The organism is Cnuella takakiae (assembly GCF_001953305.1).
GTDB classification, from domain to species: Bacteria; Bacteroidota; Bacteroidia; order Chitinophagales; family Chitinophagaceae; genus Flavisolibacter; species Flavisolibacter takakiae.
Genome location: NZ_MTFE01000010.1, coordinates 5109999 through 5125092, shown reverse-complemented (window position 1 = coordinate 5125092; position 15094 = coordinate 5109999). Strand labels below are relative to the sequence as shown.

The 15094-nt window shown below is 56.0% G+C and carries 7 protein-coding genes; 5 read left to right on the top strand and 2 right to left on the bottom strand.

The genetic code is table 11. The annotated features are described in order from the left end of the window. Positions 1 to 15 precede the first annotated feature (15 nt). The 5 genes from BUE76_RS21895 to BUE76_RS21860 all read left to right on the top strand — a co-directional run bounded on the left by BUE76_RS21895 (position 16) and on the right by BUE76_RS21860 (position 14286). Positions 16 to 3876 (top strand): carboxypeptidase-like regulatory domain-containing protein, encoded by a 3861-nt coding sequence (locus tag BUE76_RS21895; protein WP_073041949.1) that lies wholly within the window; start codon positions 16 to 18, stop codon positions 3874 to 3876. Beyond that, positions 3876 to 5129, top strand: coding sequence for a contractile injection system tape measure protein (locus BUE76_RS24855; protein ID WP_073041951.1), 1254 nt, complete (start codon positions 3876 to 3878; stop codon positions 5127 to 5129). Before BUE76_RS21895 ends, BUE76_RS24855 begins: the two co-directional genes overlap by 1 nt. A 5-nt stretch (positions 5130 to 5134) precedes the next feature. Then, a complete protein-coding gene (locus BUE76_RS21885; protein ID WP_073041953.1) occupies positions 5135 to 9913 on the top strand; it encodes an eCIS core domain-containing protein in 4779 nt (1592 codons plus the stop codon). Positions 9914 to 10061: 148 nt separating this feature from the next. After that, positions 10062 to 11372: an ATP-binding protein gene (locus BUE76_RS21880; protein ID WP_073041955.1), complete on the top strand. Its 1311-nt coding sequence runs from the start codon at positions 10062 to 10064 to the stop codon at positions 11370 to 11372. Positions 11373 to 12693: 1321 nt separating this feature from the next. Then, positions 12694 to 14286, top strand: coding sequence for a tail fiber domain-containing protein (locus BUE76_RS21860; protein ID WP_083596447.1), 1593 nt, complete (start codon positions 12694 to 12696; stop codon positions 14284 to 14286). On the opposite strand, the gene BUE76_RS21855 is transcribed toward BUE76_RS21860, so the two are convergent. Both BUE76_RS21855 and BUE76_RS21850 read right to left on the bottom strand, forming a co-directional pair. Then, entirely contained in the window at positions 14226 to 14612 is a 387-nt protein-coding gene (locus BUE76_RS21855) for a single-stranded DNA-binding protein (protein ID WP_073041965.1), read from the bottom strand. The genes BUE76_RS21860 and BUE76_RS21855 overlap by 61 nt on opposite strands. A 32-nt stretch (positions 14613 to 14644) precedes the next feature. After that, entirely contained in the window at positions 14645 to 14890 is a 246-nt protein-coding gene (locus BUE76_RS21850) for a hypothetical protein (protein WP_143157257.1), read from the bottom strand. Between the last annotated feature and the right edge of the window lie 204 nt (positions 14891 to 15094).

Here is a 15094-nt window from a genome sequence, read left to right as displayed (position 1 = left end):
TTAAACTCATGCGTTATGATGAACATACTTCCTGAATTTGAATCGCGGCAGGTGCTCACCAGCGACGAGCTGAACTGGCTGTCCTCCTACCTCGATCAGCAGAACCGCCTCTCGCGGCGGATGCTGGTGGGTGCCGGCGTGGTGGGCGGCCTTGCCGTGCGGTTGTCCGGTAACAGCATTCAGGTAAGCAATGGCGTGGCCCTCACCAGTGCCGGCCACCTGCTCACGGTGGCAAAGGAAGGCGCTGCCTATACCACCTTTACGAAAGCCAAAAAGTACAGCCAGAAGGCAGCCGAAAAACTGGCCTTTCACTACCTCTCGGATTTAAGTGCCGTTGACGAGAACTATACCAAATCGGTAGCGGGCGCCTCCCTTTATTTTCCCGGTTTCACCGGTGAGGTGCTGGAACTGTTTGAAGATACGGCCAACGAAGCCCCGGCGCTCGATGGCGCCACGGCCAAGGGAAAAGTAGCCCTGCTGTTTGCCGAGATCATCCAGAAAGAATTGAAGGACTGCGAAGGCGATAACTGCCAGGAGCGCGGCAAAAAATACGTTTTTAGTCCCAAGGTGCTGCTGGTGAGCAAGGACGATGCCCTCCGGCTGTTGGGGAAGGAATTTGGCCTGGCCATTCCCACCGAAACCGCCCTGAGCCAACTGGCCTTTCCCTGGCTGCACCTGCCCAACGTCACCATCCTGAAACCCGTTTTTTCCAACAATGCCGCCAATGCCACCTTCGACGAAAAGCTGCTGATTGCGGCCTATACCCGCTGTATCCAGGATTTTCTGACTGTGCTCCTTGCCAACAAGGCCGCCCTTGAAGCAGCCCTGCGCAACCTGCGGGCCTACTGCGGCGGAAGCGCAGCCGAGGTAGCCGTGGTAACCCCGCTGGTGGAAGCGGTTAAAGCGACCGGTGTGGCCGAGGGCAAGGCCACCGGGGTGGCCCTCTACGAAGTGGTGTACGATTACCTCTGGTGTTTTACCCGGGCTTACACTGAACTGCAGGCCACGGCACAAGGGCTCCGGGCCCGGTGTTTCACCGGTGAGGCCGGCTTTCCCAACCACGTGTTGCTAGGCCTTGTGGATACCGACAACCCCGACTTCGACGAGCCGGTGCCGGTGGCCTACTCCGTGTACCGCCATGGGTTCCAGGCCAGGCTGCCCGGGGCCGAACAGGCAGAGCTCAGCAGGCAACTGACCGTCTTTTTCAACCGCCTCCAGGCGCTGGGAACGGCCTTTGAAAACGCTGTGCTCACCCTCAGCAAAGACCTGCGCATTACCCCTGGCGGGAGCCTCTACGGACCACTTTCACAACAGGCGATCCCTTATTACCTGAAGGCTTCGGCAGCAAAACATTGGCGGTCCTGGTCGTTGCACCCGGGCCTCGGTAAATACGTCACCTCCTACAGCACCACCGCCGAAGGCAGCGTGGCTTCCGCGCAAACACCGTATGCCAGCCTGCCCTCCGCCTTCCAGGGCGACCATTCCTTTTTCCGCATTGAGGGCGTGTATGGCCAGGCGGCGCTCACCGCGCTGAATGGCGTGTTCCAGTTGCGCAAAATACACGGGTTGCCTTTTGAAGTGCTGATGCTCCGGCTCAACGAAAAAGCCCCCTTCAGCCATTCGTTCAACTTCTCCATCAACGAAGACATCGAAAGCATGTACCAGGTGGTGCGGGCCGAAGCGCTCAAGCAGGTGGGCCTGAACGTAGCTTACCTGGCGGCCCTGCAGATCAAAAGCGAGAAGTATAACCAGATCCAGACGCTGCTCACCCGGGCGCTGGAAGAATCGTACTTTACCTTTATCAAAGGACTTAATCTGGGCCTGGTGGCCAAGCTCGACCTGGCCCTGCCCACGGCTATCATGGCCAGCAACATTACCAATAATGTAAAGGCGGCAGCGGTGACCACCGAGGCCAAATACCAGGAACTGGAAATGGCCATGGTTAGCCAGAAAACGGCTTCGGCCTCCATGGCAAAGATGGAAAGCATCAACATCACCGGGCAAAAAACAACGGCCCAGGCCTTCCAGTTTATCCAGCCCCTTTTTCTGTTTGACTTTACCGTTTTCTTTTTCAATACCCTGGGCAACCTGGTCACCGGTATCCGCAACAGCGACAAGTTCAAGAACACCACCGATGCCAGCTTTTATACCCACCTGCTGCTGGTAGCCAAGGGCCTCAAGGGCCGTGAAGGCCAGCCCCCGCTGTTCCTGCTGGTGCTCCAGCTCTACGCTTCCCTCAAACTGCAGGATGAATACCTGGCCGAAAACTTTTTGGAACTGGACGTGGAAAAGTACAGGGCCAACCTCGACGACGAGCTGCTCCGCACCGCTGCAGCGCTGGCCGATTACCTGAAAAAGGTCACCACCGATCCGGTTAAGGAAGACGAATACCTGCTGGAAGTAGGCAAGACCGAGATGATGGCCGCCGCCGACCGCATCCGCTTCGACGACGACTGGGTGAAGATCATTCAGCTGGATGCTGAGAACAAAAAACGCAATGGGGGGCTGGGCGTGGAAAACCTGCTGGAGCGTTTTGTCAGGCTCCACCCGGGCCTTTCGCATGGCTGCGGGGTGCCGCGTGGCGGTACCTACATCATGGTGTACGATGCCGCCAACCTGGTGGCCGCCGACTTCTACCTGCCTTACCTGCTTTCCTCGCACCTGCGGCCCATTCAGTACACGCTGGTGGAAAACAAAACCCTCACCCTCAGCGGAACCGTACGGGATGTAACCGGCAAGCCGGTAGAAACAAGCCTGCTGGTGGGCGGCGCTACCGTGCTCACCGATAAGCAGGGCTTTTACAATGCGCTGGTGGGCGAAAACACCACGGTAAAACTGGTGTGCCGCGTGGAAGGCTACGAAGCCTTTGAGCAGGATGTGGCTGTCACCAACAAGCCGGTGACCTTTGACGTGCAACTCCGGCCGCTACCGGCGAAAAAGACCACTACCACCCTGAAGTTCTTTAACCAAACCGGCAAGCCGGTGACCGGCGATATCAAGCTGGTGACCACCTCCGACAACAAGGCCCTGGTGGCGAAGGCCGGCGTGCTGGCCCTGACCGACGTGCCGAAAACGGTATACAAGCTAAAGGTGCAGGACGAGGCTTTTGCGGAGCAGGAATTTGACGTGGTGCTGGCCGACGGGGACAACGAACAAAAAGTAGACGTGGTGGAACGCAGCGTCGTGCAGATCCAGTTGGTGGGCAAAACCCAGGCCTATGTACCCACCCTGCTCCGCGACATCCAGGTGACCGACCCGGCGATGAACCTCGACAAAGCGGGGCTGGCACAGGGTACGTTTGTTACCAAGGAACGGCTCAACCTCGGCCAGCAGGCCACCGTCAAGATTTCGTATGGCGAACGCCAAACCACCGAAACCGTGGTAGCCGGACAGGCCAACAGTTTGTTTGTGGACCCCACCCCGCTGGAGGTCACCCGTAAGCTGCGCACCCTGGTGGGCATATTTTATCCCGCCAACCAACGCATGGAAAAGCTAAAGTCCGTTACGCTCAACGGCACGGTGATCAACATGAACCCCGATACCAACATCGGCGAAGCCGAGATCACCACTGATGGCCAGCTGCAGCTCGGCGGGCAGTTCCGCAACGGCGGCAGCGTTGATATCCCCAACTTTCAGAATGCCAGGGCCGCCATCGTGCTGATGGATGCCACATTGTTCAAGGAAGCCGACCGGATCACACCCAATTCCTTCTTTTCCTTTACCCGTGCTATCACGGCCATCCAGGCCCGCGGCCTGATGGCCTTCCGTAGCGAGCTTTCGCTGATGTTGCGGGCTACCGGCATTGACGGCGAACTGTATTTTGCCTTTATGCTGGGCGATAGTGAAGTTGACGCCATCAAACTCATTTTCCGATAGTGGCGAGCCACGCGGTACATACCATCCGATTACGGCTGCCCGCCGCTACCTACACCGAGGCGGTGCAGCGGCAAACCGAGGGCAAGCACTGGGTGCAGCATACCCTGGTGCCCCTGCTCAGCCACCACCTCGACAGCCTCACAGGCACTGATGAAGTGATCCTGATCGAGCGGATCGAGCTGAACCTTGCAGGCTTGCCCTGGGAGCTTACCGAAGCCGAATGGCGCGAGAAGCTGGCCGCAGCTGTACAGCCACAACGGACCTCCCGCAACAGCCAGCAAGGCTTGTTGTCGCAATGGCTCTTTTACCTGGCTTATGGCTGTTTCCAAACATCGGCTTTTATAAAATCGACCCGCGAACTGGAAGCCTACCTCCTTCGGTACAAAGAAATTTTTACAGCTGCCGACTGGCAGGTGCCCCATCCACCGCTGTCGGTGGCCTTTCTCCAGCGCCTCATCCTCCAGGCAAATCGGCCGCTGGCGGAGTGGTGGCTCCACCGCTGGCTCGGCCTTCCCCTCACCACTGCCCCGGCGCTGTACGGGGCGCTCCGGCAGGCCGTGCAAACAGCGCCGGCAAAGGCGCTGGCCTGGTGCGAGGCCGCCGCCACCCGCCTCGGCGATCTACAACACCTGGCTTCCCTGGTGGCCTTCCTGCCTGGCGGGGCCAACCGGCTGCCGGAGCCCCTGGAGGCAGGCCATACGCAGCAACCGGCTCCGCCGCACCTGCCGTTGGAAGGCGGGGAGCTGCCCCGCCACACCCTGGCCTGCGCCCACGCCGGCCTGGTGTTATTGCTGCCGTTTTTAGCCCACTACCTGGAGCACTGCGGCCTGGTGGAAGACAAGCGTTTTGCAGATGCCGCCATGCAGGCAACGGCGGTGCGGGCCCTGCATTACCTGACGGCGGGCACCGCGGAAGAAGGGGAAGAAGCCCTGCTGCTGCCCAAGCTGCTGTGCGGCGTACAGCCCGGTGACTTTGTGCTGGCCGAAGTGTCGTTGCCCGAAAACATCCAAATGGAGGGGGAGGCCCTTTTGCAATCGGTGATCGAACACTGGGTGGCACTCAAACAAACCTCTGTACAGGGCCTGCGCGAAGCGTTTTTGCAACGAAGGGGTCAACTGGCGGTATGTACCGAAACCTATACCCTGCAGGTAGAAGAATCGGGCGTGGATATTTTACTCAACAGCCTGCCCTGGGGTTTCCGGCACTTCCGGCTTCCCTGGATGCAGGCTACCCTCATCACCGAATGGTATTGACGCCGATGAAGACTGCCGTTGCCATACCCACGACCGCCGGAAAGAAAAAGTCCTTTGTGCAAAAGGAAAAGGGCGAGCCCTTTATCCGCCCCCTGGCCAAGGGAGGCGTACGGCCCGTGAACCGCGAAGAAGGCAAAGCCGATGCTTTTGCCGAGGCTATTGCCGCCCACCCGGGCGTACAGGCCGTGTTCCAGCGATGGGCGCCCCCGCAGGCCCCTAAAGCCGCCGGGCCACCCGCCACGGGGGAAGCACCCGCCGGTACCCCGCTGCCAACTCCATTGTTGGATGTGCTGGAAGAGGCCGTGGGCCACGATTTCTCCGAAGTGCGCCTCCATGCTGATGCGGAAAGCACCGCCTTTAGCAAGGCCCTGAACGCGGCCGCCTTTACCACCGGCAACCATATCTTTTTCAATCAGAACGTCTTTCGTCCAGGTACTGCTGAGGGCCTCCGTCTCCTGGCTCATGAGCTGTTTCATACCGTGCAGCAGGGGGCCAGCCCTGGCGTGGTAGAAGTCCAGCTGAAGCCCCTCTCGGCTCCGCCTGAACAAACAGCCCCGCAAAAAGCCGCCCTCCAACGCGCCGTGCGCATCGCCCTCGGCGAAAAGGGAAAGGTGAACTCGGGGGTGCTGAACGACGACAAAACCCGTGTGGGCTGGTCCTTCCTGGTGGCGTACTTCCGTACGGCGCTCGGCGCCGAGTATCTTGTTCCCTCCGGGGCCGGCTACCAGCCTGGCAAGCTGCTCGAAGACGTGGTGAAATACGTCAAAAAGGGCAAGGCCCAAAAGGTGCGGCTCATCAATGGCAAGCACGAAGTGGTGACCGAAAACAACGTGGACCTCCTGCCCAGCTGGTGCGGGATTTTTGTGTTCTGGGCTCTGCACAAGGCCGGTATCCACCCGCCGCGTTGGGAACTGGGCAAGTCCAACATCACTCCCGCCGACGCCTACAAAAAAGGCGACTACCTGCCCCGCGCGGGAGATATCGTTATCAAAAACGGTTATAACCATTTTGCCATGGTTGTACGCACCGAGCCTGCGGAGATTACCGACACGAAGGACCTTGCGCGCCTGAAGGTGGTCACCATCAACGGCAACACCGCCGGCAGCAACCACCAGGGCGGACAGATCCAGGAAAAGACCGATCCCTATTCGTACTGGGATTTTTATGTCAACCCCTTCTTCAAGGGCGTGACCCTGGAGGATGAAAAGACCTACCAGGTGGACGAGCGCCTGCGCGGCAGCCTGGGTGAACCCGCCACCACCACAGCGGCGGCACCGACCCTGGCCCCACCACCCACCGGCACCCAGGCCTACGATACCAGCCTTTCGCCCGTGGGCAACCTGGCCCTCCCCGCCGGCCAAGTAAAAAAGGAGGAAGCGCCGCACGCCGAAGAAGCAAAAGTGGACCCGAAGGCCATCCTGGCCAAAGATCCGGCCTTTGGCGCCCTGCACCAGACGCTGGCCCACAACGCAACAGCGCAAAAAGCCCACGCCCCGGCGGGGCAAAAAGCCGCCGAAGCGCAGGGCAGCGCCCTTTCGCCCCCCAACGAACGCCTGGGCAAAGCCAAGGCCATGAAGGTGCAAAAGCTGGGCGCCCTGCCGCCCCCTAAAACCTTCAAAGGCGCCGAACTTAAGGCCGCCATCCTGAAGGAAGTTAAAAAGCTGATCGACGAGAAAAAGAAGGACGCCGCCAGCACCGGCGACATTCCCAAAGTAGCGGAAAGGGAGGTCGCCGACCTTAAAAAAAAGAACACGGAAGATATTCAGGCCAAAAAGACCGAATCGGTGGGGGCGGTGGAAGCCACCCACAGCGAGCCACCGAACGAAGCCGGCGTGGAAACACGCGAAAGCACCGCCCCGGTGCCGGAAGACCCGGGCACAGCCCCAAAAATCCCCGGCACCGACAAGGCCGTGGCCAAACCCCTGGCCGAAGAGCGGCTGACCCTGCAGGCTGACTCGGATAAGATCGACCAGAAAATGGCCGAGGCCGAAGTGGATGAAGCACAACTGGCCGATTCGAATGAAGATCATTTTGTGGCCTCGGTGGAAGAAAAGCGGGGCAGCCAGGCCGAAGCCGCCCGCCTGAAAGAGGACTACCGCACCGTGGAGGGAAAGCAGCTCGACAAGGACAAAAAGACCGCCTACGCCACCATCCAGACCGGTGTGGGGGGCATCCACGCGGTGCGCCAGGGTGAGTTTGGCGCCATTGCCACCGCCAAGGACGCCACCAAGGGCGCCGACGAAGCCAAGCGCAAGGAAGTGTCGGACAAGATTGAAAAGATCTACGGCGATGCAGAAAAATCAGTCACCGAAAAGCTGGCGGCCCTTGAAACCACCGTCAACCAGGAGTTTGACACCCTCATCACCACCGCCAACGATCACTTCAAGGACAATGTGAACAAGGCCATGGACGACGAGTTTACATGGGAGTGGGCGGCGAAAAAGCTCGACCGCGATGACTATAACCAGCGGGTGGCCCGCATCTTCAACCAGGAATCGGAGCGCTACCAAAAAGAGCTCTCCGATGCCCTCGACCCCCTCACGGACAAAATTGCCACTACGCTCAACAGTATTGTCGAGGAGATCCAGGCGGCCAAAAAAGCCGTGCTGGTCTTTGTGGAAGGCCTTGATCCCGCCCTGGCGGATATCGGCGTGCAGAGCGCCACGGCCATTCTTGAAAAGTTTGGTACGCTGGAAGCATCAGTCAACCAGAAACAGGAAGCCCTCACCAACAGCCTGGCCAAAAAATACGCAGATGGCGTACTGTCGCTGGAAGACCAGTTCAAAAAAATCCTCGACGCCCGTAAAAGCTGGCTGGAGAAAGCCCTCGATGCCATCATTGATGCAATTAAGGAGATCCTGGCCCTACTTGCCGACCTCAAAAAAGCCCTTGAGCGGGCCGCCGACTACGGCAAGCGCATCATCAGGGCCCCGCTAAAATTTTTCAACAACCTGGTCAAAGGCGCCACAGAAGGCTTCAACAATTTTGTCAAAAACATCGGCAAACACCTCCTGCAGGGCGCCCTTGAATGGGTAACCGGGGAGATGGGCGAAGCGGGCATCCAGTTGCCGGAGAAGTTCGACTTCCGCGGCATCCTCAGCCTCATCCTCCAGGTGCTGGGCCTCTCCATCCAGAACCTGAAAGAGATCGCCCGCAAGGTGATTGGTGCCAAGTACGTGGACATGCTCGAGAAGGGCGCGGACCTCGGGATAAAAGCCGGCGACAAGATCCTGCAGGTTTTTACCATCCTGAAAAAGGACGGGCTGGCGGGCCTCTGGGAATTTATCAAGGAGCAGTTCAGCGACATGAAGGAAAAGCTGATGGAAGAAGCCAGGTCCTTTATCGTGGTCACCATCGTGGAAGTGGCCGTGGTGAAAGTGGTGTCGATGTTGATCCCCGGCGCAGGCTTTATTTCGGCCGTCAAATCCCTGATTGATTTTTTACGGACCCTCTTTGCCAAGGCTCGGCAGATCGTCAGCATCATCACCGGCATCATCGACACATTTGGCGAGATCCTGGCCGGCAACGTGGGCAAGGTCTCGGGCATGGTGGAGAACGTGCTGGCAAAGTTCCTGGGTATGGCCATCACCTTTTTAGCTGCTATCCTGGGACTGGGCAAGGTGGGCAAGAAGCTGAACGAGATCATCCAGAAAAAGATCAAGGACCCGGTGAACAAGGCCCTTGCCAAAATGATGGAAAAGCTCAAGGCCGTGATGACGAAACTGGGCATCTTCAAATTCCTCGACAAGGTGGACGAAAAGATCCAGGGCGGCAAAAAATGGGCGCAGGACAAAGCAAGCCAGGTCAAGGCCAAGGCCACCGAAACCCTTAATAAGATCAAGGGCTTTTTGGGCAGCCTGTTCAACCGCTATACCGATGCGGGCGGCGAAACCCACACCCTCCGTTTCAAGGGCACGGAGCTCTACCGCGAGAGCGTGAGTAAAACCTTAGGCAACTACCTGCTGGAAGTGAAAAAGGAAATCGGGGCTCTGCCCAATGCCGACGAACGCAAGACGCACAATGCATCGGTGAGCAAGGCCTTTGCCCTCCACCGAAAGATTGTGGATCTCATTGGCGAAACCGTGCGGCAAAGCGGCGGCGGGTACGTGGGGCGCGACAAAGGGTTTTCCCCCGCGGAAGGCGAACAGTTGCGGGCCCACCTCCAGGCCATCGCCGAGATCCTGCGCACCCTTCCGCTTTCGGGCAAGCAAAAGATCATCCCCAAAACAAGGATCGCCTACCTCGAGGGGGTGGCTGATGGCATCAATGCCAACGCCAGCCTGCTTTCGCTCGACTCCGACGAAGCGGGCAGCCAGCCGGCCGGCGCCAATTCGCCGCTCTCGCAGGCCGTGATCGATACGGTGCTCACCAAAAAGGACAACCACAACCTCGTCCGCGGGCACCTCATCAACCACGAGCTGTTTGGCACCGGCGTGGGCACCAAAAACCTGGCCCCCATCCCCAAGCGGGCCAACGGGCAGATGCTCCGCGATTTTGAAAAGGAAGCCAAAAGCCTGGTCCATGCCAACGAGATCACCAAGCTGGAAGTGACGATGCACTACGGCGCACCGAACGACAAGCAATACAGCGGCAAGTCGCTCCTCCAGCGCAAGCTGCCGGCCGGCGCCAAGCTGCCGGTAAGCGTGTCGTACGGCCTCCAGCAGCTAGCTTTTTCTGGCACCTCGGCCGCCAAGCCGCAAGACATCAACAACCCGCAGAAATGGAAAGCCCAGGGGCTGGTGAAGAGCGGCTCAATCCATATTCAGCATGATGACTTTTTTTAGGGAAGATAAAAAGTAGGAAGAGCGGAGTAATGAATGATATGGGAAGGGCAAGAGATGATGGATGGGAGCTTAGCGAGTATAGGATAGGATGCGTAAGAAATTATGGCTAACAATTAGGAAGGGACCGCCGCGGGAGCAATAATAAAAAATGAATAAGCAACGGGAAGCAAGCGGCGAAAGCAGTCGGAAAACGAACGTAACCCTCACCACTACCAACATGACAGACTCTGGTTTTATGAACCTTTTTCAGCAGGAACTGCAGGCGGCTTTTCCTGACTTATACGAAGAGGCCAACGACTACGAAGCAATCGGCCTGACACTGTTGCTGGCGCCTGTGCTCCGTCCCGACCTGCTGGACGGTGCCATCCGCGAACGCTTTGGTGCAGAAGGTGATTTCCCGCTGGTGGGCGGCGTCCGCGGTACCCAGCACCGGGGCGTGATGCCCACCGGCGAAACCTGGCTCTATGCCTGTTGCGGCGACGACACGGCCCGGCGCATCGATTTTGTGCAAAGCATCCCCGCCTATCTTTCCCAAACCAATGCCTTGCTGAGTTTGGAGCCCGCGCCAGCGGGTGAGCCTTTCCTGGCCGGAAGGCTGATATTCAGCCCTTACTTCCGCAAGCGTCACAGCCTACAGGCCCTGATTTTCGAGCAGCGGCTGAGTCATCTATCCTTAGGTAGCTTTATGGAGTCGGCTCTCCAGCTTTCCGACCTGGTGCTTTCCGAGTCCGTCTTGCAAGGGGTGGAAGAGATCCTGCACTGGCAGCGGTTTGCCGAAACGGCGGCCGGCGACTTGCCCTTTCGCCGCCGGCTCCACAAGGGGCTCAAGGTGATGTTTTTTGGTAAGCCCGGTACCGGGAAAACAGGCACGGTGGCCATCTTGGGCTCCCGATTGAACAAACGGGTCTATCGCATCGATCTCTCACAAGTGGTATCGAAATACATCGGCGAAACTGAAAAAAACCTTTCCCGCATTTTTGACGCGGCTGAAAGCCGGGGCTGGATTCTTTTCTTCGATGAAGGTGATGCGCTCTTTGGCAAACGCACGGCCGTCAACTCGTCCAACGACCGCTATGCCAACCAGGAGGTGGCCTACCTGCTCCAGCGGATGGAAGACTACACGGGCATCATCATCGTCTCTACCAATTTCCGTGATAACGTGGACGCAGCCTTTCTGCGCCGCTTCCAGGTGGTGGTGGAGTTTTCCCTGCCCGACCGCGATGAACGCCGCGCTATCTGGCAAAAGCTTCTGGCCGAACTGCCGGGATACCCCATAAACTTGAGCGAGGGCGACTGGGACGAGCTTTCCCGCATGGAACTGAGTGGCGGTGGCATTACCAACGTGGTGGGCTATGCCCTGCTCAAAGCCCATTACCGGCAAACTGGCCTCGATTTTCTGCTGATCAAGGAAGGCATTGTTCGTGAGCTGCGCAAGGAAAACCGGCTCACCAGCCTGTAGGTGTCAAACGTGGGTACGGTGCAACAGGCGCTGTATACAGGCAAACTCCCTAAGCTCCCAAATAGTTGTCGCTTGTGGCCAACCGTTCAGGGTATTCGTCTTAAGATGGGCATATGGAGGTAGTAGCTTGTACGCTATTTGGTACACCAATAGCTTATACCCGATGGAGGTTACCCCTCCCAGGGCGCTCCACCCATAAAATGGATATTCGGGTATCCGAAAAAGAGGGTTAGCGTATCGCATGAACTAAACAGAGCACTTCCGGAAGCGGAAATTGTTGCCACTCAACAAGAACAATGGCGGCCCGGGTACCTGCCTGTAAATATCGCGGGATTACAGGGGGAGTTATACGGGGTAGGGGCTTAGATTTTTAGTGGTTAAAGCCATCTAAATGTGCAGGATAAAAGCTGCATAATGCGGCTTACCTGTTCCTGCAGGGCCCTTAACCACGCTAGCATCTTCCAATATACCCTAGCCTTAATACAGGCTTGAAGTAACGGTGGCAGGTCAGGAGAATACTCTTGGTGCAACAAATGCCAAGGAGCACCAGAAAATACAATTTAAATAATGCCGTTCAGCACTTCCCTGGAGTTGCGCCGGGGTCTGCCTTTGCCATCTTTTCGCTTTTTTGTTTGGGTAACAAATCACTTACCGCAGCCCATTCACCATCACTCAGCAAAACACCACCTTTCATAACACACTTTTCCCATCCATCCCGCAAAGCCTCTACCTATTCAAAACCTTTTTTGAGATAAGCGCTAGTATAGATGAAGCATCAAATGGGAAGTAGCGTATACAACATTTTATTGCCCTTAAACTTGTATTGGTGGTTATAATACATTGTTGTTTTGCTAACCACCAGGTATATCGTACAGAGCGCTAAGAGGCCTATACAGACCGTAATTTCCTTTAAAGGATGTTCCTGATATCTGATTATTGTGGTCGGATTTGAGGCCTTAAAATAGCTGTGGTAGCTTTCTATGGGTGGAGCAAATTCAGGCCCTATCCAATTGAGCATATATCATTGCATAGGGGGATGATTCGTTGCCCTTCTTTGCTTACTTGCCTTTATAAGTCCACCTCCAGCACCGCGATTACCTTTATGAGAGGGTAAAACCATAATTATTACCAGGATTATCCATATATGTGCAGCGCCTTGAAGTATATTTATGCTCACTCCCCTAACACCATTCGAACCCAGGCTCCCTTCCCCATGATTACACTTCATTGATGGACTTACAACGCACTGGCCTTCGTTCATAGCTCGTTGTCTTCACATGCCCTATGGTTGCCATTTTTCAACCCATAAACACCTGTAAGCATGAAACAACACCTAATCTTTGCTCTGACTCCTCTTATCATGAGCTTTTCCCTATCTGCGCAAAATACCTTCCCTGCTTCAGGCAATGTAGGTATTGGCACCACAGCCCCTCAACAGCGCCTGCATGTAGAAGGCTCAAATAATCAAGCCATTTTCGTAAATACATCTGCTCTGGGGCCCACTTCTGGCTCGGGTCAAATAAGCTATGTCAAAGCACTACCTACAGCTTCCGGACAGCGTTTGGGCTACTTTCAGGTAGGTTCTCGTGGCGGAGCACAGTACAACTACAATGCTGCAGGCATGGTAGGCTATGCTGGGGAAGCATGGTCGTCTACATCGCGGCCGACTTACCTGACGTTTGAAACAACGCCAATTGGCTCTACAACCCGTGCGGAACGTCTGCGCATCAAAAGCAATGGCTATATAGGCATCGGCACAACCTCGCCTACACAAAAGCTACATGTTGTTGGAAAAGGTATGTTCACTTCAGGGTTGACAGTTACGAACGGCACCATTTCAGTGCAGAGTGATACCGGTAATGGTGTTTATGCAAAAAGCACCGGCTATGGTGTTTACGGCTTGTCCCAAAACGAAGAGGATGATTTGGCAGGTGTATATGGCAAGGGGTATTATGGGGTGCATGGCAACAGCGGATGGATTGGTGTATATGCTACCGGTGGTACTTATGGGTTAGTGGCAGGTGGCCTTTTCACTGGCGTTTCAGGAAGTACTGCAGGTGGATATGGCGTTGAAGGCTATAGTGATAACAGTATTGGTGTTTACGGATATACAGGTTCCAGCAGCTCCTTTGCAGGCTATTTCGATGGTGATGTGTATGTTAGCGGCACTTTTGGCCCTTCAGACGCTAAACTCAAAAAGGGCATCGGCCAGATTAGCGGTGCATTAAGCATAATTGGTAAGCTACAGCCAAAAAGCTATGAATATAGGCAAGACGGTAACTATGCTTTGATGAACCTACCTAAAGGAAAGCGGTATGGACTTATAGCGCAGGATGTGGAAGAAGCGCTTCCTACACTGGTGAAAGCTGCAATTTTTAATACTGCAAGAACCCCGCACCCAACAAAAGCTAAAAGGGATAAATCTACAACTGATCAACCTGCCGAAGAGATCACCTTTAAAACCGTGAACTATACAGAACTGATTCCGCTCCTTATAGCGGCAGTTCAGGAGCAGCAGACACAGATAAAGGACCAGAAAGAGACAATAGCAAGACAGCAGGATGAGAATAAGGAACTCCTGAGGCGGCTGGAGCGGGTTGAAGCTGCAATAAACAGCCTGCCTGTTGGTGCAGGAAGCGGCATTGAAGAAAGTAAAGCAAAATTAGGTGCTGCAACTCCTAACCCAGCAGGTCACCTAACAACCATATCTTACAGCCTTCCGGAGGGCAGTAGAAAAGCCTACATTATAGTAACTGATATGAAAGGCAGCACCATCAGGCAGATAAACCTTAGTGGCAAAGGAAGCAGGCAGGTACAACTAAATACCGCAGCACTTGCAGCCGGAACATATACCTATAGCCTCTTTGTTGATGGTTCAAAGGTTAATACCAAGCAGTTACTTGTAGCTAGGTAGACAATACATATGGCAGAGCTGTTTATACCCCGCACCCTGGGGTGCGGGGTGGTGCATTTGAGCGATGCCCGTGGGCTGCCATCGGCCGATGTGTATGCCGAAACATATACCCGGCCACTAACCTTCACCAGGGTGCCCTTCTTCAGGTGCTCCGCAAGTTTTTCCGAGAGCCAATAGGAGCAGTCGTAATAGGTAGAGGTCTTTACTGCATCGCCGACCCGATGGCGGTAGCGGTCATTTACGGCTACGGAAAAAAGGACCACTTTGCGGCCATCGCTCAGGGTGTTCACTACTGCGTCTTTGGTTGTTCTTCCGATGATGTTCATGGTATTTGTATTTAAGGGTGAAAAGATGCGGGTTATGCTACGCCAAAAAGGGTGAGGTCTGCCAGCCGTACTTTATTGGGATAATGCGAATGGCTGAACCTGCGTACGAGGTAGAAAATGGTAGTGTCAACGCTATCGGCAGGATGGCCCAGGCTGCAAGGAAGGAGCGGGACCTGCTGCACTCCTGTTTGTGCTGAATCTTCCAGGACAGGCACATGAGCCGGGATAAGGTTGCCCTTTTCATGTTTGCTGGTTTGGGTGTGAAGGCTTGCTTTCAAAAGAAAAAACCGGGAAAAAAGAAAGCAGGAGGGCAGGCAGCCTGCAGGGGGCAAAAAGGAAACGGAATAAATGGGTGGGAGGGAGACGATGAGCCTTGCCGGTAGTGCAGGTGCAGGCTGTGGTGATTGGGCGAGCGGTGGCTTTTTATGCCGTAGTCTTTTTGCGCATTGCAGTACTACAGGGGTGCAGGCTGCTACCTTCGC